At 62.4% G+C, this 20,215-nt stretch carries 19 protein-coding genes; 11 read left to right on the forward strand and 8 right to left on the reverse strand.

Translation table 11 applies throughout. The annotated features are described in order from the left end of the window. The first annotated feature begins 49 nt into the window (after positions 1 to 49). Positions 50 to 1,132: a PLP-dependent cysteine synthase family protein gene (locus PJL15_RS10495; RefSeq protein WP_281451089.1), complete on the forward strand. Its 1,083-nt coding sequence runs from the start codon at positions 50 to 52 to the stop codon at positions 1,130 to 1,132. On the opposite strand, the gene PJL15_RS10500 is transcribed toward PJL15_RS10495, so the two are convergent. Next, positions 1,129 to 1,782, reverse strand: coding sequence for an MBL fold metallo-hydrolase (locus tag PJL15_RS10500; RefSeq protein WP_281451090.1), 654 nt, complete (start codon positions 1,780 to 1,782; stop codon positions 1,129 to 1,131). The genes PJL15_RS10495 and PJL15_RS10500 overlap by 4 nt on opposite strands. Before the next feature lie 95 nt (positions 1,783 to 1,877). Here PJL15_RS10500 and PJL15_RS10505 point away from each other — a divergent pair, with 95 nt between their 5' ends. Beyond that, the gene (locus PJL15_RS10505; protein WP_281451186.1) at positions 1,878 to 2,345 is read left to right on the forward strand and encodes a Fur family transcriptional regulator; all 468 of its coding nucleotides are present in this window, start codon (positions 1,878 to 1,880) and stop codon (positions 2,343 to 2,345) included. On the opposite strand, the gene PJL15_RS10510 is transcribed toward PJL15_RS10505, so the two are convergent. From PJL15_RS10510 to PJL15_RS10530, 5 genes are all read right to left on the reverse strand, one after another. Further along, the gene (locus PJL15_RS10510) at positions 2,342 to 3,232 is read right to left on the reverse strand and encodes a metal ABC transporter permease (protein ID WP_281451091.1); all 891 of its coding nucleotides are present in this window, start codon (positions 3,230 to 3,232) and stop codon (positions 2,342 to 2,344) included. The genes PJL15_RS10505 and PJL15_RS10510 overlap by 4 nt on opposite strands. After that, positions 3,233 to 4,066 carry a metal ABC transporter ATP-binding protein gene (locus PJL15_RS10515; protein ID WP_281451092.1) on the reverse strand — a complete coding sequence of 278 codons (834 nt, stop codon included), beginning with the start codon at positions 4,064 to 4,066 and terminating at the stop codon, positions 3,233 to 3,235. It lies immediately after the preceding gene. Positions 4,067 to 4,218: 152 nt separating this feature from the next. After that, positions 4,219 to 5,220, reverse strand: a complete 1,002-nt coding sequence (locus PJL15_RS10520) for a metal ABC transporter solute-binding protein, Zn/Mn family (protein ID WP_281451093.1) — start codon at positions 5,218 to 5,220, stop codon at positions 4,219 to 4,221. Positions 5,221 to 5,341: 121 nt separating this feature from the next. Further along, positions 5,342 to 6,409 (reverse strand): hemolysin family protein, encoded by a 1,068-nt coding sequence (locus tag PJL15_RS10525; protein ID WP_281451094.1) that lies wholly within the window; start codon positions 6,407 to 6,409, stop codon positions 5,342 to 5,344. Beyond that, a complete protein-coding gene (locus PJL15_RS10530; RefSeq protein ID WP_281451095.1) occupies positions 6,406 to 7,755 on the reverse strand; it encodes a hemolysin family protein in 1,350 nt (449 codons plus the stop codon). The genes PJL15_RS10525 and PJL15_RS10530 overlap by 4 nt, the downstream gene beginning before the upstream one ends. 487 nt (positions 7,756 to 8,242) lie before the next feature. Here PJL15_RS10530 and PJL15_RS10535 point away from each other — a divergent pair, with 487 nt between their 5' ends. The 6 genes from PJL15_RS10535 (at position 8,243) to PJL15_RS22710 (ending at position 15,805) form a co-directional block, all read left to right on the forward strand. Next, the gene (locus tag PJL15_RS10535; RefSeq protein WP_281451096.1) at positions 8,243 to 12,046 is read left to right on the forward strand and encodes a multifunctional oxoglutarate decarboxylase/oxoglutarate dehydrogenase thiamine pyrophosphate-binding subunit/dihydrolipoyllysine-residue succinyltransferase subunit; all 3,804 of its coding nucleotides are present in this window, start codon (positions 8,243 to 8,245) and stop codon (positions 12,044 to 12,046) included. 141 nt (positions 12,047 to 12,187) lie between these two features. Then, a complete protein-coding gene (locus PJL15_RS10540; protein WP_026540104.1) occupies positions 12,188 to 12,787 on the forward strand; it encodes a GDSL-type esterase/lipase family protein in 600 nt (199 codons plus the stop codon). 2 nt (positions 12,788 to 12,789) lie between these two features. After that, positions 12,790 to 14,049 (forward strand): serine hydrolase domain-containing protein, encoded by a 1,260-nt coding sequence (locus tag PJL15_RS10545; RefSeq protein WP_281451097.1) that lies wholly within the window; start codon positions 12,790 to 12,792, stop codon positions 14,047 to 14,049. Positions 14,050 to 14,130: 81 nt separating this feature from the next. Further along, on the forward strand, positions 14,131 to 14,979 hold the full coding sequence (locus PJL15_RS10550) for a DUF4097 family beta strand repeat-containing protein (protein WP_281451098.1): 849 nt from the start codon (positions 14,131 to 14,133) through the stop codon (positions 14,977 to 14,979). Continuing rightward, positions 14,979 to 15,593, forward strand: a complete 615-nt coding sequence (locus PJL15_RS10555) for a PadR family transcriptional regulator (RefSeq protein WP_281451099.1) — start codon at positions 14,979 to 14,981, stop codon at positions 15,591 to 15,593. Before PJL15_RS10550 ends, PJL15_RS10555 begins: the two co-directional genes overlap by 1 nt. Before the next feature lie 137 nt (positions 15,594 to 15,730). Beyond that, on the forward strand, positions 15,731 to 15,805 hold the full coding sequence (locus PJL15_RS22710; RefSeq protein WP_369299106.1) for a 50S ribosomal protein bL37: 75 nt from the start codon (positions 15,731 to 15,733) through the stop codon (positions 15,803 to 15,805). 114 nt (positions 15,806 to 15,919) lie between these two features. Here the strand turns inward: PJL15_RS22710 and rsrA are convergent, their stop codons facing one another. Together rsrA and PJL15_RS10565 are read right to left on the reverse strand one after the other, a co-directional pair. Continuing rightward, on the reverse strand, positions 15,920 to 16,180 hold the full coding sequence (rsrA, locus tag PJL15_RS10560) for a mycothiol system anti-sigma-R factor (RefSeq protein WP_018776387.1): 261 nt from the start codon (positions 16,178 to 16,180) through the stop codon (positions 15,920 to 15,922). Next, on the reverse strand, positions 16,177 to 16,980 hold the full coding sequence (locus tag PJL15_RS10565; RefSeq protein WP_348651485.1) for a sigma-70 family RNA polymerase sigma factor: 804 nt from the start codon (positions 16,978 to 16,980) through the stop codon (positions 16,177 to 16,179). Before PJL15_RS10565 ends, rsrA begins: the two co-directional genes overlap by 4 nt. 179 nt (positions 16,981 to 17,159) lie before the next feature. Here PJL15_RS10565 and PJL15_RS10570 point away from each other — a divergent pair, with 179 nt between their 5' ends. Genes PJL15_RS10570 through rsgA form a run of 3 tightly spaced genes read left to right on the forward strand, consistent with a single transcriptional unit; the run spans position 17,160 to position 20,167 of the window. Next, positions 17,160 to 17,675 (forward strand): DoxX family membrane protein, encoded by a 516-nt coding sequence (locus PJL15_RS10570; protein ID WP_281451100.1) that lies wholly within the window; start codon positions 17,160 to 17,162, stop codon positions 17,673 to 17,675. A gap of 6 nt (positions 17,676 to 17,681) precedes the next feature. After that, the gene (gene aroA, locus PJL15_RS10575; RefSeq protein ID WP_281451101.1) at positions 17,682 to 19,049 is read left to right on the forward strand and encodes a 3-phosphoshikimate 1-carboxyvinyltransferase; all 1,368 of its coding nucleotides are present in this window, start codon (positions 17,682 to 17,684) and stop codon (positions 19,047 to 19,049) included. Positions 19,050 to 19,051: 2 nt separating this feature from the next. Then, positions 19,052 to 20,167: a ribosome small subunit-dependent GTPase A gene (rsgA, locus tag PJL15_RS10580; protein WP_281451102.1), complete on the forward strand. Its 1,116-nt coding sequence runs from the start codon at positions 19,052 to 19,054 to the stop codon at positions 20,165 to 20,167. The last annotated feature ends 48 nt before the right edge of the window (positions 20,168 to 20,215 follow it).

Raw genomic sequence — 20,215 nt, forward strand, 5'->3', positions numbered from 1 at the left:
TGCTGGCCCCTTTGCTGCCGGAACCACGTTTCCAGCCTAGGCTTATCCGGTGAGCAATTCGTGTATTCAGGACAGGACCTGGGCCAATGAGGCCATCCGCACCATCGAGGCCGAAAACAACCGTTCGGCGGACACACATCTCTACGCGGTCCCCCTCCCCCTGCACTGGGGTGTGGAGCTGTACCTGAAAGACGAGTCCACCCACAGGTCAGGGAGCCTGAAGCACCGATTGGCGAGGTCCCTGTTCCTCTACGGACTTGTCAACGGTTGGATCACTGAGGGCACCACTATCGTGGAAGCTTCCAGCGGCAGCACGGCCGTCTCGGAGGCCTACTTTGCCCGGTTGATCGGGTTGCCGTTCATCGCTGTCATGACCAAGACCACCAGCCCGGAGAAGATCGCCCTCATTGAAAACTTTGGCGGCTCATGCTTGCTTGTGGACCATGCATCGGAGGTCTACGCCGTTGCCGAAGAAACCGCCCGGACATCCGGCGGGCACTACATGGACCAGTTCACCTATGCAGAGCGGGCAACGGACTGGCGCGGCAACAACAACATCGCGGAATCCATCTTCGAACAACTCGCCCTCGAAGAGCACTCGGTGCCCGAATGGATCGTGGTGGGAGCCGGGACCGGAGGCACCAGCGCAACCATAGGCCGGTACCTTCGCTACAACCGGTACAACACTCGCCTGGCAGTCGTGGACCCGGAAAACTCAGCCTTCTACCCCGCCTGGCGGGATGGCAACGCCGCGGCAGCATCCGGGCTGCCCTCCCGCATCGAGGGCATTGGCCGGCCCCGCTCCGAACCGAGTTTCGTTCCGGCAGTGATCGACCACATGATCCAGGTGCCCGACGCCGCATCCGTTGCCGCCATGCGCCACCTCCGCAAGCTGACAGGACTCCATGCAGGGCCCTCGACGGGCACAAACCTGTGGGGTGTCTGGCAACTGGTGGCGCAGATGGTGGCCGAGGGCAAAAAGGGCAGCATTGTTTCGCTCATGTGCGACGGCGGCGACCGTTATGAGGGCAGCTACTACGACGCCGGGTGGCTGGCGGCACACGGCCTGGATCCGGCCCCCCACGAGGACGTGCTGGACCGGTTCCACGACACCGGAGTGTGGACGGGCTAAACCTCCACGGAGTCCCTGGGGGCGAGCTTGGAATAGGTGGTGCCATAGCGGGCGCCGATCCGTGTCACGTGCCCTTCGACGACGCCCCGACCCAGCTCATTGAGCAAGCCGTCGTGCACCGGGAAGGCTTTTGGTGCACGCACGGAGATAACGAAGTCCACTACCTCTCCCACCTTCGACCACGGAGCGTTAATGGGGACAAGGAGCGTTTGGACACTTATCCCGTCCGGCACCACGAATGAGTCGCCAGGGTGGAACACATTGTCATCCACCAGATACCCGATATTGGCCACCACGGGAATCTGCGGGTGGATCACGGCGTGCTGGCCTCCGAACGTCCGGATGCTGAAACCGGCAGCGTCGAACGCCGAGCCCGGTTCAACGGAGTGCACCTGCCCGGCGACGTCGCCGTTTTCCTTCAAGGCCGCTGCAACTCCAGCCGGTGCATGAATCTGAAGCTTCGGGTCCTGGCGCAGGGCCGCTAGGACGGCCGGCTGGTCGATGTGGTCATTGTGCTCGTGGGTGACAAGCACGGCATGCGCACCGTTCAACGCTTCTTCCGACTCGGAAAAAGCCCCGGGATCGATCACCAGGACTTTTCCTTCCTTCTCCAAACGGACGCAGGCGTGGGTGTACTTGATGAGCTTCATGGGGACAGCCTATGGGCGCCCGCTGGGAGTTTCCAAGGTTCCCCCTACTGGTAAAATCAAAGTTTGCCAGCATCCCCACGGAAGTGAGCCTTTCCATGCCACACGGCACCAATTCCGCCACGACCGGCCCCACCACGCCAGCCACCAGCGGCGTCAAGGAGCAGCGGGTCACCAAGCAGCGCTTGGCAGTCAGCGCCGCCTTGGACGAATTGGACGACTTCGTCAGCACCCAGGAGTTGTACCGCTTGCTGCAGAACAAGGGCATTTCAGTTTCCCTGGCCACGGCTTACCGCATTCTCCAGTCGCTGGCCGATGACGGCCTCATCGATGTGCTCCGCAACGGCGAGGGCGAAGCTGTTTACCGTCGCTGTGCTGTCACTGGCCACCACCACCACCTGCTGTGCCGGAACTGTGGCAAGGCAGTAGAAGTGGAGGCACCCGCCGTCGAGACCTGGGCTGCACGCACGGCCTCTGAACACGGCTTCACCGAAGTGGCGCACACGGTGGAGATCTTTGGCCTGTGTGCTGAATGCACCGCCAAAAAAGCTGCCGGGAAGCTCTAGAGGGCCCGGGCCGGCTGGTCCCGTGTCACCCGGCCGTTCAAGCCACGGTTGCTCCGCAGCCGACCGATAACCCGGCACACCACGTAGATCAGGAATGACAGCGTCGTTACATACGGGCTGATGGGAATTCGGCTGCCCAAGGCAAGAAGGATCCCTCCCACCGTTGCGGTCAGGGCGAAGACCACGCTCAAGACCACTACCAGCCTGGGCGAGGTTGTCACCCGCAACGCCGCAGCTGCCGGCGTAATCAGCAAGGCGAGCACCAGCAGTGCACCGACAATCTGGATGGACAGGGCCACACTGACGCCCAGCAGCACCATGAAGCCGATCGCCAGGCCGCGCACGGGAACACCACGGGCTTCTGCCATTTCGGGGTCCACACTGGCGAAACTCAAGGGACGCCAGATGGCCACCAAGGCAATCATCACCACTACCGCGGTTCCTGCCAGCGCCTGCAGCTGCACGGTGTCCACGGAGACGATCTGGCCGGTCAACAGGCCGAATTTGTTAGCAGCGCGGCCTTCGTAGAGCGCCAGGAACAGGATTCCCAGACCGAGCCCAAAGGGCATGATGACGCCAATGATCGAGTTCTTGTCGCGTGCCCTGACACCCATGAAGCCCAGCAGCACCGCTGCGGCCACCGACCCGATCAGGGAACCGAAAATGATATCCGCCCCGATCAACAGCGCGAAGGCGGCGCCTGCGAAGGACAACTCGGAGATGCCGTGGACGGCGAACGCCAGGTCCCGTTTCATCACGAAAGTGCCAACGAGCCCGCCGAGCAGTCCAAGCACCGCGCCGGCCCACAGCGAGTTCTGGACGAGCACCAGCAGTTCGCCGTAGTTCTCGAAGTTGAAAATGGTCTGCAGAATGTTGGCCAGGTCCACTTAGAGCTCCTCCCCGGCAGTCGCGTGGGCATCGTCATGGAAGTGCGTGGTGGCGTCGGGAAGACCGACGACGACGATCCTCCCGTTGGTGTGGATGACCTCCACATGGCTGTCGTACAGTTCGGACAAGACCTCCGTGGTCATGACTTCCTGCGGAGTTCCCACCCTGAACTGCCCACCGGCCAGATAGAGGACCCGGTCCACGTAGTCGATCACGGGATTGATTTCGTGCGTGACAAAAACAACGGCGCTGTTTCGTTCATGGCACTGCTCGTTGATCAAGGAGCTGACGCCCTGTTGGTGATGGAGATCCAGGGACAGGAGCGGCTCGTCACAGAGCAGGACCTGCGGTTCGGTGGCCAACGCTTGGGCTACCCTGAGCCGCTGCTGCTCACCACCGGAAAGCTGGCCAACCGGCACTTTTGCGTAGTCCGAGGCCCCCACCAACTCCAGCAGTTCGTCGATCCGCTGGTTGACCTTTCCGCCCGACAAGCGGATCCCCCACCGGTGTCCGTCGATGCCCAGGCCAACCAGGTCGCGAGCCCGCATGGGGGTATCCGGCGCAAACGATTTTTGCTGGGGTATGTAACCGATCCTTTTGCTTCCGCGTTCCACGGGGTGGCCGCCCAGCGAGACAGTCCCCGAGTGCAGCTCCTGCAATCCGAGCAGGACTTTCAGGAAACTGGTTTTGCCGCTGCCGTTCGGCCCCAGGACCGCAAAGAACTCACCGGGGTTGATGTCGAGGTCGAGGTCCCGCCAGAGTGTCCTCTTGCCGAATTGCAGGCTGGCTCCACGGAGGCTCACTACGGGTGTCAAAAGTTGTCCTCGATCCATACGTTGCAGCGAACGCAGTTGTTGGGCCGTCCCTGCGGGCATCCGGACACGGAAGTTCAGGGAGCGGCTGGTGGCAGGGAAAAGGCCCCAGCCATCCTGAACATCTTAGGACGGCGACGGGGCCCTTCACCGCATTGCGTTGGTGGGAATGCCTACTTCTTGAGGGCGGACGAAACGGAGTCCACGTTATCGGTCATCCACTGGATGTAGTCCTTGCCCTCGGGCAGCGTTTCGGTGAAGTTCAGGACCGGCACCCGGGCAGCTTCGGCAGCCCGCTTCACGGCCTCTGTCTGTGGGCCGGCAGTCTGCTCGTTGTATGCCAGGAAGCGGACTGAACCTGCGCTGAGGAGGTCGGTGGTTTCCTTCATCACGGCAGGGGGAACGTCCGTCCCTTCTTCAACGGCGGCGCTGTAGGCCTCGGGCGTTTTGTTCTCCAGGCCCGCTGCTTCCAGGAGGTACAGCGGGACGGGCTCGGTGATGGCTACGGGAGCCTGCGCTTCCGTGGACTTCACGGCGTCCAGTTTGGCTGTCAGTTCCGCGAGCTTGGCTTTGAAGGCAGCGGCGTTGCCTGTGAATGTTGAGGCTGAGCCGGCGTCGAGGCTGCCGAGCTTGCCGGCCACGGCATCGGCGAGCTTGCCCATGGTGTCCAGGTTGTACCAAACGTGCTCATTGAAGTCGCCGTGGTCGTGCGTGTGGCCATCTTCGGAATGGGCCTCGTCGCTGTGGGCTTCCCCTTCCGGAGCCAAACCGGAAACCTCGACGGCGCTGATCATGTTCTCGTGGCCGATCTTGGTGTCGTCGGCGATCTTGTGCAGGAACTCGTCGTAGCCGCCGCCGTTTTCGACCACCAGCTTTGCCTTGGAGATCACCAGTTTGTCCTGGGCACTGGCCTCGTAGGAATGCGGATCCTGGCTGGTCTTGGTGATGATGGCCTTGACATCCACCTTGTCTCCGCCGATCGCCTTCACGATGTCGCCGTAGACGTTGGTGGAGGTAACCACCTCGATGGCCCCGGAAGACGAAGGACTGTTTGCCCCGGCGGTTCCAGCACATGAGGACAGCAGGAGGGCGGCAATTCCTGCTGTAGCGGCTACGGACAGGCGGGCGGCGTAACGACGCACGAAGACCTCGGATCTACTCAAAATGAGAATCAAACACAATTACTGGCAGGTCCCAGTGTAACCCTAATTGGGAATGATTCCTATTTAGCGAAAAAGGCGGGCGCCGATCTGAATGATCAGTGCCCGCCTTTTCGTCGGTTACGTTAGGCGCACGCTAGGCCTGCTGGCCGCCATAGCGCCGGATACCCGTCGCTTGCGTCGCGTCGCGGATTTCACCCACCAATTGCTCGATGACGTCCTCGAGGAACAAGACACCATGGGTCTCACCCCCGGCTCCAACAACGCGGGCCAGGTGTGAACCCGTCCGCTGCATGACAGACATCGCCTGCTCAATCTCATCGTCAGGGGACAAGTTGGCCAGCGAACGGATTCGTCCTTCGGCAATCGGGTGCTTGCGGCCTTCCTCCGGGATGGACAGGATGTCCTTGACGTGGAGGTAACCGGCGAGTTCGCCGTCGTCGTCCACCATCGGGAAGCGGGAGAATCCCGTGCGGCTGACCGCCTTCTCCAGATCCACCGGCGAGGACGCCGTCTTGAGCACCACCAGCTTGTCCAAGGGAACCATGATGTGCGAAGCCGTGTGCTCCGAGAACTCCAATGCGCCGCTCAACAATCCGGTCTCGTCGTCCACAAGGCCATGCCTCGTGGACTCCTGGACGATCGACTGCACTTCCTCAAGGGTGAAGGAGGACGACACTTCATCCTTCGGCTCGATTTTCATCAACCTCAGGATGTGGTTCGCCAACCAGTTCAGGCTCCAAATGACGGGGTTGACCACGCGGGCAATGAACATCAACGGCGGCGCCAGCAAAAGGGCCGCCTTGTCCGCCACCGACACAGAGATGTTCTTGGGGACCATCTCGCCAAAGGTGACATGGAGGAAGGTGACAAACAGCAGCGCAATCACGAAGGCGGTGATGTCGGCCAACTCAACAGGGACGCCAACCAGCTCAAGAGGCTCGGCCAGCAAATGGTGGATGGCCGGCTCGGCTACCTGAAGGATCAGCAGCGAGCAGACGGTGATGCCCAGTTGGGCACAGGCCAGCATCAGCGACACGTTCTCCATGGCACGCAGAGTTGTCTGCGCACGTTTGGAGCCGGCTTCAGCCAGGGGCTCTATCTGGCTGCGACGCGCGGACATGACGGCGAATTCGGCACCGACAAAGAAGGCATTGCCGATCAGGAGAATGACAAGCCAGACGATTCCTACCCAGTCACTCATCGGGCACCTGCCTCGTGGTGGGTGTTTCCGGCGTCGGACTGACCATCATCCTGGGCAACGTGGTGGAAGCAGATCCTGTCGATCCTGCGGCCATCCATCCTGGTGACGGTCAGCGTGCCGCCCGGCGTCTCCACGAGGTCCCCCACCTTTGCAATCCGGCCAAGCTGGCTCATGACGTAACCGCCCACGGTTTCATAGGCGGATTCGTCGGGAACGGTGAGGTTCGGAATCTGTTCCGAGACTTCGTCCGGCCGGAGCAAGCCCGGGAAATACCAGTCGCCGGTAGCGCTCTGCAGCACTCCGGGGCGGACTTTGTCGTGCTCGTCCGCAACCTCTCCGACGATCTCTTCAACCAGGTCCTCGAGCGTAGCTATGCCCGCAGTGCCGCCGTATTCGTCAAGCACGACGGCGAGTTGAAGGTTGCCTTCGCGCAGTTCAGCCAAGAGGGCGTCAAGGTGGATGGTCTCCGGGACCTGCAGGACATCGGTCATGATGGCGCCGGCCTGGAGTTTGGCACGACGCTCGGCGGGAACAGCCACGGCCTTCTTGACATGCACCACTCCGCGGATATCGTCCGTGGAATCGCCAATGATCGGAAAGCGCGAATACCCGGTACGCCGTGCAGCGTCCAGGATATCGGCCACCGTCTGGTCGGCGTCGATTGTCTCCATGCGGATCCTGGGCGTCATGACATCAGCCGCCGTCCGCCCGGAGAAGTTCAAAGTACGGGCAACGAAATTCGCTGTCCCCGCATCCAAGGTGCCAAGCTCTGCGGATCGGCGTACCAAGGAGGCCAGCTCAGCGGGGGTCCGTGCCCCCGAGATCTCTTCCTTGGCCTCCAGGCCGAACAGGTTCAGGACCTTGTTGGAGAAGCCGTTCAGCACCACGATGGCCGGCTTGAAGACGGCAGTGAACATCAGTTGGGGGCGGGCAAGACGCTTTCCCAAGGGGAAGGCGAGGGCGATGGCCATGTTCTTGGGGACCAGTTCGCCGAGAAGCATCGACAAGAGCGTAGCGAAGGCCATGGCCACGATCAGTGCAATGGAGTGCACTGCCTCGCTTGGCAGGCCCAGCAAGCCGAGCGGCCCGAGGAGCAACTGACCAACAGAGGGCTCCATGACGAAACCAGTCAACAACGTGGTCAACGTGATGCCAAGCTGGCAACTGGAAAGCTGGGTGGAGAGCGATTTGAGGCACTTCAGCAGTGGGGCCGCAGCGTGGTCGCCGTTGTCGACAGCGCGCTGGACGCTTGCCTGGTCCAGGGCAACCAGGGAAAACTCGACCGCTACAAAGAAGCCGGTCCCAAGGATCAGGGCAAAACCGGCGAGGAGAAGAATCCATTCCACTTAGCGCATCCCTCCTAGGGCAGGCGCGTGCAATGGGGTTATTGCCTCAGGGGCGGGGATTCGCCCCGGCGGAGGCTGGTCGGGCGCCGCGGACGCATGGTCTGCGGCACCACCGGCACTGAACGCCGGCGCGTGATGGGCATGTGAACGGGTGTTGCCGGCTCGACGGGCACGCTGTGCGGAGTTGCCAGGTTGGCTCCCCCGACAGATCCCAGGCCGGCACCTAGATTTACTGTCCATAAGGAGTTCAGTCTACAGTCCGGCACCCATGATCCACCTCAGGGAGAAGAAGTTCGCCATAAAAGGAAGAGTCTGGCCACTAAGACAGCAGCAGCATGATTTAGGTCACCACTATTGGCAGTTAACCAACGATCCTAACTAGACTGTCAGGGGTCTGAGTTCGCGGGACCCGGACCCTGTCCCATTGTTGCGGAAAAGCAACTTTGGCCAGCGGGAAAACAACACTCATGGAAGAGGCGTATTTCAAGTGCCAGAGCAGCCCAGCCACCGTCTACCAGAGGAATTTGGCGGAAACGAGTGGCTCGTTGACGAACTGTACGAGCGGTACCAACAGGACAAGAATTCGGTGGACACCAAGTGGTGGCCGCTCTTCGAATCCTTTGCTTCCGCTGACGGCACTTCTTCCAACGGAACCTCTGCAGCTCCAGCAGCTGCCAATCCCCCTACCCAAGTACTTCCCGTCGTAGCCCCGGCTGCAGCGGCACCGGCACCGGCGCCGGCGGCCCCTGCAGCAGCACCGGCCGCAGCTCCTGCGGCTCCTGCAGCCCCCGCTCCGGCGAAGAAAGAACCTGCAACAGTCGCCAGGGACGGTGCAAAGAAGCCCGCCGCCGGCACCACTGCACAGCCGATCCCTGCACAGCTGCCCAAGAGCAACAAGGCCCCGACGGCGCCGGAAGAGGACGTCGTTTCCGTCCTCCGCGGTCCGGCCAAGGCCATTGCCACCAACATGGTCACCAGCCTCGAAGTGCCCACCGCAACCAGCGTCCGGGCAGTTCCGGCCAAGTTGCTCATTGACAACCGCGTTGTCATCAACTCCAACCTTGCCCGTGCCCGCGGTGGCAAGGTGTCCTTCACCCACCTCATCGGTTACGCCGTTGTCCGTGCGCTGTCCCAGTTCCCGTCCATGAACGTCTACTACGACGAAATCGACGGCAAGCCGAGCGCCGTGCAGCCCGCGCACGTCAACTTCGGCATCGCAATCGACATGCCCAAGCCCGATGGCACCCGCCTGCTGATGGTTCCCAACATCAAGAAGGCCGAGACCATGGACTTCGCGGAGTTCTGGCACACCTACGAGGACCTGATCAAGCGTGCCCGCAACGGCAAGCTCACAGCTGACGACCACGCCGGCACCACGGTTTCGCTGACCAACCCGGGTGGCATCGGCACCGTTCACTCGGTTCCGCGCCTTTCCAAGGGCCAGGCCGCCATCATCGGCGTCGGCGCCCTTGACTACCCGGCGGAGTTCCAGGGCGCAAGCGAAAAGATCATCGCCCAGAACGCCATCAGCAAGATCCTCACCTTGACCTCCACCTACGACCACCGGGTCATCCAGGGTGCGGGCAGCGGTGAATTCCTCAAGCTAGTCCACCAGCTCCTGCTCGGCGCGCAGAACTTCTACGACGAGATCTTCGAAGCCCTCCGCATTCCGTACGAGCCCGTTCGCTGGAGCCCGGACCTGCAGGTGGATCCTGCCGACGAGATCAACAAGGTTGCCCGCATCCAGCAGCTGATCCACTCCTACCGCGTGCGCGGCCACCTCATGGCTGACACCGATCCCCTGGAGTACGTCCAGCGCAAGCACCCGGACCTCGATGTCCTCACGTACGGCCTCACCCTGTGGGACCTCGACCGCGAGTGGCCGACCGGTGGCTTCGGCGGAAAGCCCCAGCTCAAGTTCCGCGACATCCTCGGCGTGCTCCGCGACGCCTACTGCCGCACTACGGGCATCGAGTACATGCACATCCAGGAGCCTGCCGAACGCAAGTGGTTCCAGGACCAGCTGGAGCACCCCTACTCCAAGCCGAGCCGCGAAGAGCAGTTGCGCATCGTCTCCAAGCTCAACGCCGCAGAAGCTTTCGAGACCTTCCTGCAGACCAAGTTCGTGGGGCAGAAGCGCTTCTCCCTCGAAGGTGGCGAGTCGCTCATTCCGCTGCTTGACGCCGTCATCTCCGACGCTGCCGACGATGGCCTGGACGAGGTCGCCATCGGCATGGCCCACCGCGGCCGCCTCAACGTGCTGACCAACATCGCCGGCAAGACCTACGCACAGGTCTTCCGCGAGTTCGAAGGCACGCAGGACCCCCGTTCAGTCCAGGGCTCCGGTGACGTCAAGTACCACCTGGGCACCGAAGGCACCTTCACCTCGGACAACGGCAAGCAGACCAAGGTCTACCTCGCCGCGAACCCGTCGCACCTGGAAGCCGTGGACTCCGTGCTTGAGGGCATCGTCCGCGCCAAGCAGGACCGCCTGGACCAGGGCGAGTCCTTCCCGGTCCTGCCCATCATGGTCCACGGCGATGCCGCCTTCGCGGGCCAGGGCGTGGTGGCAGAAACCCTGAACCTTTCGCAGCTGCGTGGCTACCGCACCGGCGGCACCATCCACGTGATCGTCAACAACCAGGTTGGCTTCACCACTGCACCGTCCTCTTCGCGTTCGTCCACGTACTCCACGGACGTTGCCAAGATGATCCAGGCACCGGTGTTCCACGTGAACGGCGACGACCCCGAGGCCGTGGTGCGCGTTGCGCAGCTCGCCTACGAGTTCCGTCAGCGTTTCCACAAGGACGTCGTCATCGACATGGTCTGCTACCGCCGTCGTGGCCACAACGAGGGCGATGACCCCTCGATGACCCAGCCGCTCATGTACAACCTGATCGAAGCCAAGCGCTCCGTCCGCAAGCTGTACACGGAGTCGCTGATTGGCCGTGGCGACATCACCGAGGAAGAAGCAGAGCAGTTGCTCCGCGACTACCAGGAACGCCTGGAGCGTGTCTTCGCCGAGACGCACGCGGCCCAGACCTCCCCGATCCCGATCATCACTGCGGACTCCGCGGCCGTCTCGGACATCGAGCGTCCCATTGCCCAGCAGGCAGATTTCGGTACCAACGCCCCCACGTCCACGGCGATTTCCACGGAGACCCTTGCCCGCATCGGCAAGGCACACCTGGAAATCCCCGAGGGCTTCACGGTTCACTCCAAACTCAAGCAACTCCTGGAGAAGCGCGAGCAGATGTCCCGCGAAGGCGGCATCGACTGGGGCTTCGGCGAGATCGCAGCATTCGGTTCGCTGATCATGGAAGGCGTACCCGTGCGCCTGGCGGGGCAGGACTCCCGGCGTGGCACGTTCGTCCAGCGCCACGCTGTGTTCCACGACCGCGCCAACGGCAACGAATGGCTGCCCCTTGGCAACCTCTCCGACAACCAGGCCAAGCTCTGGATCTACGACTCCCTGCTGTCCGAATACGCAGCCATGGGCTTCGAATACGGATACTCGGTGGAACGACCGGATGCACTGGTCCTCTGGGAAGCCCAGTTCGGTGACTTCGTCAATGGTGCACAGACCATCATCGACGAGTTCATCTCCTCGGCTGAGCAGAAGTGGGGCCAGCGCTCCTCGCTGGTGCTCATGCTCCCGCACGGCTACGAAGGCCAGGGCCCGGACCACTCCTCGGCACGCATCGAGCGCTTCCTGCAGATGTGCGCCGAAGACAACATGATCGTGGCCAACCCCACCACCGCTGCGTCGCACTTCCACCTGCTGCGCCGCCAGGCCTACAGCCGTCCGCGCAAGCCGCTGATCATCTTCACACCCAAGCAGTTGCTGCGCCTCAAGGGTGCCGCTTCCGCCGTCGAAGATTTCACCACGGGCGGTTTCAGGCCGGTTATTGGGGATCCGGAAGTCCAGCCGGCAAACGTGGACCGGGTCATCCTGGTCTCGGGACGCTTGTACTACGACCTCCTGTCCAACCGCCAGAAGTCCGGTGATACCTCCACGGCCATCATCCGCGTGGAGCAGCTGTACCCGCTGCCGAAGGCGGACATCGACGCCGAACTCGCCAAGTACCCCAACGCGGACGTCGTCTGGGCCCAGGACGAGCCCGCCAACCAGGGTCCGTGGCCGTTCATGGGCCTGAACCTGGCACCGGAGCTCGACCGCAAGCTCCGCTTGGTGTCGCGTCCGGCTTCGGCCTCCACGGCTGCCGGTTCCATGAAGCGCCACGCCGCTGAACAGGATGCCCTGATCAAGCAGGCTTTCGAGCGTAAGTAAAACGAAACTGCCCGGCCTGAGGAGCGATAAGCACGCCTCAGGCCGGGCAGTTCTGTTTAATGGGACAGGTACCCGGTCCCTAAAACCGGCCGATGATCCGAAAAAGTGTGCAAGGACCGTAACGAGTGTGAAGAGGTAACCGTGGAAGACAGGAAGCTGCGTATTGCAGCTGTAGGAGATGAACTGCTCGCGGGCCTGGGGGATCCCCGCGCCCTGGGCTGGCTCGGACGAGTCCTGGCCCGCACACCCCAGGACTCCGTCGTGGTGGAAAGCTTTCCGCTCCCCTGCCCCATGGAAGGTACGGAGGGCCTGGCCGCCCGCTGGCAGGACGAAGCCGGCAGGCGTTTCAGCGATACCCACGAGAACAGATTGGTGATCGGCCTTTCGGGACGTGACCTTGAGTTTGGCTTGTCGACGGCGCGGAGCCGGTTGAATCTGGCCAACATCCTTGATGGTGCATCCCACAGCAGCGTCGAGGTTTTCGTGGTGGGGCCACCGCCAACGCTGGACCCAGTACGCAACAAGCGGCTGGCCGAGCTCAACACGGCCTTTGCCGATGTCACCACACGACGGAACCATCACTACGTTGACACGTTCTCCCCGTTGCTCAATCATGAGCAGTGGAGGACGGACCTCGCAGCCAATGGGGGAACACCGGGCCAGGCAGGCTACGGATTAATTGCGTGGCTGGTCCTGCACCGCGGCTGGTTCCAGTGGCTTAACATCGCCCAACCGGAGTAGCCATGACGCGGAACGTGCAGGATTTTGTCAGAGCACCGCTGGCAGCAGCTGTTATTGCCGCCGTAGCAGCCACAACTTCCTGCAGTTCCCCTCCACCGGCACCTCCGGCGTCGTCAAGTACTTCTGCCGGCGCCTCCATCTCGGCGTCCGCTGCCCTGCAGACCTTCGACGCCGGGATGTTGCGCTCGGAGTTCGAACGGGCCGCCAAAGAGGTCATGGTGCCCGGCGCCGTGGTCCTTTTGCAGACCCCTGACGGCAACCTCTCGGCTTCGTATGGCACGGGTGTGCGCGGCAGCGACCAGCCGGTCTCGACGGAGGACCACATCCGGGTAGGTTCCGTCACCAAGACCTGGACCACGACTGTGATCCTGCAATTGGTGCAGGAGGGCAAGCTGGCCTTGGCCGACCCCGTGTCCAAGTACCGCCCGGATGTCCCCAACGGCGGGGCCATCACCATGGACCAGTTGCTGACCATGCGAAGCGGTCTGTTCAACTACACCGAAACGCTTGAGCTCAACTCGGCTATGGACACTCAACCGCAAAAGGCGTGGAACCCCGAAGAGCTGCTCACCCTTGCCTTTGCGCATCCGCCCTACTTTGCACCGGGGCAAGGCTTCCACTACTCCAACACCAACACAGTGCTTCTGGGCCTGATTGCCGAAAAGGTCGAGGGAAAGCCACTTGGCGACTTGTTCAAGGAACGCATCTTTGACCCCCTGGGCTTGAAGGGAACCATCTTTCCGGACGCGTCTTCCAGCAGCATCCCTGATCCACACCCCCGGGGGTATTTCTACGGCGATAACGTGCTGACCATGTCGAACCCTGCCCTTCCGGAGGACATGCAGAAAGAGGCGACGGCCGGCACGCTGGCACCCAACGATGTCACCGACGTCAACCCATCCTGGGCCTGGGCTGCCGGCTCGGGGATCTCCACGGCAGAGGACCTGAAGATCCTGGGCGAAGCCCTTGCCAACGGAAAGCTGCTCAATCCTGAACTTCAGCAGAAACGGCTCGACAGCGTCACTCCTACCAACCCCGACAAGCCAGACGGGGCCTTGTACGGCCTGGGGATTGCCAAGTTCGGAAACCTCTACGGCCACACGGGCGAGTTGCCTGGATTCAACACCTTCATGGGCAGCGACCCGGGCAACCAGGTCACGCTGGTTGTCTGGACCAACCTTGCGCCCGCCGCGGACGGCCGCGATCCCGCGGTGATCATCGCCCGTTCGCTGATCGCCAAGGTCTACCGCGCATCAGCCTGATCCGGCGATGACCATTGCCTTTCGGCGAGACGCGATATATCGTGATTCCATCAACGCGATATATCGCAACTTGGAGGGATCATGTCAGACGAACTCTGGACCGTGACGGGCCCGCAAACAATTGAAGTGGACAACGTCCGCTCCCTGAAGCTGGGCATCGTCAAGGGCCGCTTCGACGTCGTCACCCACGACGAACCCTTTGTACGCATCGAAATCAGCGAAATCACCGGCGACCCCCTGACGGTGACGCTCGTTGACGGACGCCTTGAAGTACGCCACCAGCTTCAGGGCCCGCAGGGCTGGTTCCGCAACCTGATGGGAACCGTCAACAACACAAGTTCCAACTCGGTGGTGGTCGGAATCGCGCTCCCGCCCGGCGTCGACGTCGAGGCTGGAACCGTGAGCGGCGACGGCATGGTGTCCGGTATCAGCGGCCGCACCCGCCTCAACACAGTCTCCGGTTCGGTCCTGGCGGACGGCACCACCGGCCAACTGCATGTGAACACCGTCAGCGGCGAGGTCATCGCCAGGAACCACGACGGCGTCCTGACCGCCAAGAGCGTCTCGGGCGAAGTCACGGCCTCGGGCACGTTCAAAAGCGTCCGTGCCAGCACCGTCAGCGGCGACCTCAGTTTCGACCTCCAGGATTACACGAACGATCTTGGTGCCAACTCCGTTTCCGGCGACCTCACCATTCGGCTCCCCCACAATGTCGGTTTGGACATCGTGGCGAAATCGGCCAGCGGAACGGTGGTGATCGATGACCAGATGTACGCCCAGCCCGGCAGCAACGTCCACACCATCGTGGGTCCTGACGAGCGGCTCATGCTGGTCCGCACCAACACCGTGTCGGGAAAGACGTACATCATCCACGGATCAGCGCCGGCATCGGACGGCAGCCAGCAGTCGCCAGGGGAAGCGGGTCTCTGATGCCTCCCGTTTTCGCCCACGGTGCCTTGCGCCTGTATTTGCTTGCCTTGCTGGAAAGCGGTCCCAAGCACGGCTACGAACTGATTAAAGCCCTCGGTGAACGCTTCGGTGGAACCTACTCCCCCAGCGCCGGCACCATTTATCCCCGCCTTGGCAAACTGGAAGAAGAAGGCCTCGTAGCTACCGAGACCGAGGGCCGCCGCACCAAGTATTCCATCACCGCAGCGGGACGTGCCGAACTGGACAGCCGCAGGGAGGAACTGGCGGACGTGGAAGATACCATCTCTGCTTCCGTCAGGCGGCTTGCGGATAACCTGCGGGAGGACATCCGCAGCAACATGCGCGGCCTTCGCGCCGATCTGGCTGCCACTGCCGAAGCGGCCCGCACCAACGCCGCCTCGGCCGCTTTTCGCAGCCGCACAGCGGGCTACACACCGGAAGGCCAGCGCATCCTGAAGGAAGCTGAATTGATGGTTCAGGCCTTCCGCGACGACATCCGCGTGGAGTTGCGCCAGCACGGAGCTTCCAGTCCCCTGACGCCGGTAGCGTTGGAGACCGTCCGCGCGGTCCTGGACCAGGCCCGCATCTCCATCAGGAATTCACTGAACAGTTGAGCCGGGAATTGAGTGAACAATTGCGCCGCGGCACCCTGACCTGCTGCGCAGGCGCCTCCCGGTTCGCGGCGCGGCACCCGGATGTGCGAAACTGGAGGGCAGCTCTATTGAGTATCAATCATTGAAGGAGGCCAGCTATGAGCAAGCGTGCACGTAAGCGTCGTGACCGTAAGCGCGGCGGCGCGAACCACGGCAAGCGTCCCAACACCTAAGCCAACGGCTTAGCGTCAAAGGCTTAAGAGCGAGGGCCCCGGAAACCATGCGGTTTCCGGGGCCCTTGGCGTTAAGTCCGCCCAAGTCCAGGTTGTGCCGAACCAGTACTTGGATCAGGCATCAACGGGCTTGATGGAATGGATCCTGTCCAGGATGGAATTCTTGAGGTTCTCGGGAGCGGATTCGGTACACGAGCGCTTGACCATGGTTCGGATGAGGCATTCAAGGTCATACTGCTCGGCACACTCTTCACACGTATCCAGGTGCTGCTTGATCTCCGTGAGGTCCTCACGGGTCAACGCACCATCGAGGTACTCATAGATCCGCTGCATTCGCGTATCGTCGCAATCGCCCAATCCCTGGCAGTCGCTCATTTCTCTTTCTCCTGATTGTTGCTTCCGGCCGCGGCCTGATCATCGGTGTGGGCCTTGAAGCCCCGTTCGGCGGCATAGTCCGCCAGCATGTCCCGCAGCATCTTCCTGCCGCGGTGCAACCGCGACATGACAGTGCCGATCGGGGTGTTCATAATTTCCGAGATTTGCTTGTAGGCATATCCCTCAACGTCCGCGAAGTAGACAGCCAAGCGGAACTCCTCCGGGATTGACTGCAACGCGTTCTTGACGTCGGAATCGGGCAGGTGGTCAAGCGCCTCGGCTTCGGCCGACCGCAAACCCGCCGAGGTATGCGATTCGGCTTTTGCCAGCTGCCAATCCTCGATCGTGTCCGAGTTGGACTGCAGCGGCTCGCGTTGCCGCTTCCGATAGAGGTTGATGTAGGTGTTGGTCAGGATCCGGTACAGCCACGCCTTGAGGTTGGTGCCGGGCTTGTACTGGTGGAAAGCCGAAAACGCCTTGGTGTAGGCCTCCTGGACGAGGTCTTCCGCGTCGGAAGGATTCCGCGCCATCCTCATGGCAGCGGAGTACAACTGGTCCACGTACTGCATGGCGTCACGCTCGAAACGCTCGCGCCGCTGCTCCGGGCTCTCCGCCGCAATGTCGACGGCGGCTTCTGCCGGGGCGTTGTCGTCGTCCGTTGCGTCGGCTGCTTCGTACATGGCCGCTGCGGCCGGTTCAATGGTGCTCATCGTTGCCAAGTCTACTGTCAGCTTGGGAGAATCCGGCTGCACACCGTACCCGGTCTCCGGCAGAACCATGCGGTCCTTCACCAAAGTCAAAAAACCAACTCCGTTCAGCGAGCGGCAACACCGTGCCGCAGTACGGTCGTCACCGTACCTGAAACTCACAACGGCCGCCGCTGGGTAAATATTCCGCAAAAGTGCAAGACTAGATCAGACTGCACCCCTTGAACACAACACTCATCGAACAGTGTGGCAAGCCATCCAGGAGGCAAGACATGTCTTTTATCCGTTTTCTCGCGCGGCCCATGCTCGCGTCCAGCTTCGTCGTAGCAGGCCTGGACAAGCTGAAGAACGCGGACGACACCGCGAAGCAACTTTCGCCGGTCCTCCGACGCGCCTCTGAATCACTTCCCTTCAAAACCGACGAGAAGACCCTCGCCCGGGTTCTGGGTGGTGCGCAGCTCGGCGCAGGCGCCTTGCTTGGTTTGGGCAGACTTTCCCGGTTCGCAGCCACGGTACTGGCCCTGACTTCGGCACTGAATTCCTATGTTGAGTGGCGTTCTGCCGATATCAGCACCAAGGAAGGGCGCAGCGCGCGGAAGGCCCAGCTGCTGAAGAACATCTCCCTGACCGGTGGCGTGCTGCTGGCCGCCGTGGATACCGAAGGCCGCCCAAGCATTGCCTGGCGGGCCGAGCACCTTGCGGCCGACGCCAGGAAGGTCACTGGCAAGCAAATCAAGAAGGCCGACAAAGCAGTCCGCAAGGCCGTAGACAACGCAGTTGGAGCATAAGGAAGCATGACAGGTACCACCGCCGCAACATCCGAACCAGGCAAAGCCGCCAGCCTCCCGCTGTGGCCGGCCCCGTATGCCAAGGGACCGCTGGATGCCACCGTTACAGTGCCCGGTTCAAAATCGCTGACCAACCGGTTCCTGGTGCTGGCAGCTTTGGCGGATGGTCCCTCCCGGCTTCGGGCTCCCCTGCATTCACGTGATTCGGCCCTGATGATCCAGGCCCTCCGGCAATTGGGTGCCACCGTCACCGAGGTACCCGGTGACGGTGACTACGGGCCGGACCTGGAGATCACTCCCCTGGATCCCTCGGCCTCCAGCTCAACAACTTCGATCGACTGCGGCCTGGCCGGCACCGTCATGAGGTTCGTTCCTCCGCTGGCCGCGCTGCGCAGCGGAGCCACCGTCTTTGACGGTGACCCCCATGCACGCAACCGCCCCATGGGCACCATCATCGAAGCACTGCTTGCCCTGGGAGTTCCGGTCGCAGCAGAAGGCGGCAGGACGCCGTCGGCCCTTCCATTTACCGTGGAAGGCACCGGCGAGGTACGCGGCGGCCACTTGGTCATCGATGCCAGCGCTTCGTCCCAATTCGTTTCAGCCTTGCTGTTGGTTGGTGCCCGCTTCACGGAGGGCCTCCATTTGGAGCACGTGGGCAAACCCGTACCCAGCCTTGACCACATCACCATGACTGTGGAGGTCCTCCGCAGCGTAGGTGTCACAGTGGATGACTCCGTGCCCAACCACTGGCGGGTATCTCCGGGGACCATCAAGGCTTTCGACCAGCGCATAGAGCAGGACCTGTCCAATGCCGGGCCGTTCCTGGCTGCTGCGCTGGCCACCCGCGGCACGGTCCGAATCCCCAACTGGCCCGCGGGCACTACCCAGGTAGGAGATATGTGGCGGAGTATCCTGGCTGCAATGGGGGCTACCGTCAGTCTTCACGACGGAACATTGACCGTAACCGGCGGAGCCTCGATCAAGGGCGCGGACTTTGACGAAACCAGCGAACTGGCCCCTACCGTTGCCGCTCTGTGCGCACTGGCCACGGGACCGTCGCGGTTGACGGGAATCGCCCACCTGCGCGGACACGAAACCGACCGCCTTGCGGCCCTTGTTGCCGAGATCAACCGGCTTGGCGGGGATGCGGAAGAGACCGCTGACGGCCTGGTGATCCGCCCGGCAACGCTTCACGGCGGGGTGGTCCACAGCTACGCCGACCACAGGATGGCAACTGCGGGAGCCATCCTCGGCCTCGCTGTCCAGGGCGTCCAGGTGGAAGACATCGCTACTACTTCCAAAACCATGCCCGAATTCCCGGACATGTGGGCGCGGATGCTTGAGACCGCCGCCACGGATGGGACCAGCAACTGACCATGGGCCGAGACGCACGTTCCTGGGACGAATCCGACGTCCGGATCCGACCCAACAAAAAGGGGTCCAGGCCACGGACAAAGGACCGCCCCAGCCACGACGACGCCGTCATCGGGCGCATCATCACCGTTGACCGCGGACGCTACCGCGCCATCGTGGACGAAGACACCCCCAACGAGCGCATCATCATCGCCGCCCGCGCCAGGGAGCTACGCCGAAATCCCGTAGTGCCTGGCGACTTCGTGGCACTGGTGGGGGACGTCTCCGGCTCTCCGGACACCTTGGCACGCTTGGTTCGGGTAGAAGAACGCAGGACCCTCCTGCGACGCAGCGCCGATGACACCGATCCCATCGAACGTGTAGTTGTGGCCAACGCCGACCAGTTGGTGGTGGTGGTTGCAGCCGCAAATCCGGAACCGCGGACCGGATTCATCGACCGCGCCCTTGTTGCGGCGTACGACGCCGGCATTGAGCCTTTGCTGCTGATCACCAAAGCCGACGTCAAGGATCCCAGCGAATTGCTGGCGAACTACCTCAGCCTGGATTTCCCGGTCATTATCAGCCGCACTGCCGACTCTGAAGCAGGCGGTATTGATGCCCGCTCCGATGACGGCTTATCGGCCCGCTTGGACAGGGAGGCCGTGTCACAGCTCAGGGCCCACCTTGGCGGAAAAGTGACCGTCATGCTGGGCCACTCCGGCGTTGGCAAGTCCACCATGGTCAACGCCCTGACCGGCGCTGAGCGGGCTACGGGTGGCGTCAACGCCGTAACCGGCCGCGGCAGGCACACATCGTCTTCGGCACTGGCCCTCAAGCTTGCGGATGCTCCTTCCGGAAGCTGGATCATCGACACCCCCGGCATCCGTTCCTTCGGCTTGGCCCACGTGGATCCGGACCGGATCCTGCATTCCTTCCCCGACCTCGAGCCCGGAACCGAAGCGTGCGAGCGTGGCTGCAAGCACGACGCAACGGCAGTGAATTGCGGATTGGACGCGTGGGTCATCGAAGGCCACGCGGGTCCATCAGGGGTGGCCCGCCTGGCGTCGCTGCGAAGACTGCTGGGCGCGGACCCACGCCTGGAAGCCAAGGAAGCGAAAGAGCTGGGCACGGTTATCTGAGGACACTGGAAAACTGACGGTTCCGCCTTAACGTCCCCGCTGTGGCCA

Origin of the sequence: Paenarthrobacter nitroguajacolicus (assembly GCF_029952445.1) — a bacterium.
GTDB classification, from domain to species: domain Bacteria; phylum Actinomycetota; class Actinomycetes; order Actinomycetales; family Micrococcaceae; genus Arthrobacter; species Arthrobacter nitroguajacolicus_B.

Bases quoted from the DNA above. Each gene is read 5' to 3' on its own strand.
- PJL15_RS10500 (WP_281451090.1), bottom strand. From the start codon at position 1,782: ATGAAGCTCATCAAGTACACCCACGCCTGCGTCCGTTTGGAGAAGGAA.
- PJL15_RS10505 (WP_281451186.1), top strand. From the start codon at position 1,878: ATGCCACACGGCACCAATTCCGCCACGACCGGCCCCACCACGCCAGCC.
- PJL15_RS10515 (WP_281451092.1), bottom strand. From the start codon at position 4,066: ATGGATCGAGGACAACTTTTGACACCCGTAGTGAGCCTCCGTGGAGCC.
- PJL15_RS10525 (WP_281451094.1), bottom strand. From the start codon at position 6,409: ATGAGTGACTGGGTAGGAATCGTCTGGCTTGTCATTCTCCTGATCGGC.
- PJL15_RS10545 (WP_281451097.1), top strand. From the start codon at position 12,790: ATGACGCGGAACGTGCAGGATTTTGTCAGAGCACCGCTGGCAGCAGCT.
- PJL15_RS10550 (WP_281451098.1), top strand. From the start codon at position 14,131: ATGTCAGACGAACTCTGGACCGTGACGGGCCCGCAAACAATTGAAGTG.
- PJL15_RS10555 (WP_281451099.1), top strand. From the start codon at position 14,979: ATGCCTCCCGTTTTCGCCCACGGTGCCTTGCGCCTGTATTTGCTTGCC.
- rsrA (WP_018776387.1), bottom strand. From the start codon at position 16,180: ATGAGCGACTGCCAGGGATTGGGCGATTGCGACGATACGCGAATGCAG.
- PJL15_RS10570 (WP_281451100.1), top strand. From the start codon at position 17,160: ATGTCTTTTATCCGTTTTCTCGCGCGGCCCATGCTCGCGTCCAGCTTC.
- aroA (WP_281451101.1), top strand. From the start codon at position 17,682: ATGACAGGTACCACCGCCGCAACATCCGAACCAGGCAAAGCCGCCAGC.
- rsgA (WP_281451102.1), top strand. From the start codon at position 19,052: ATGGGCCGAGACGCACGTTCCTGGGACGAATCCGACGTCCGGATCCGA.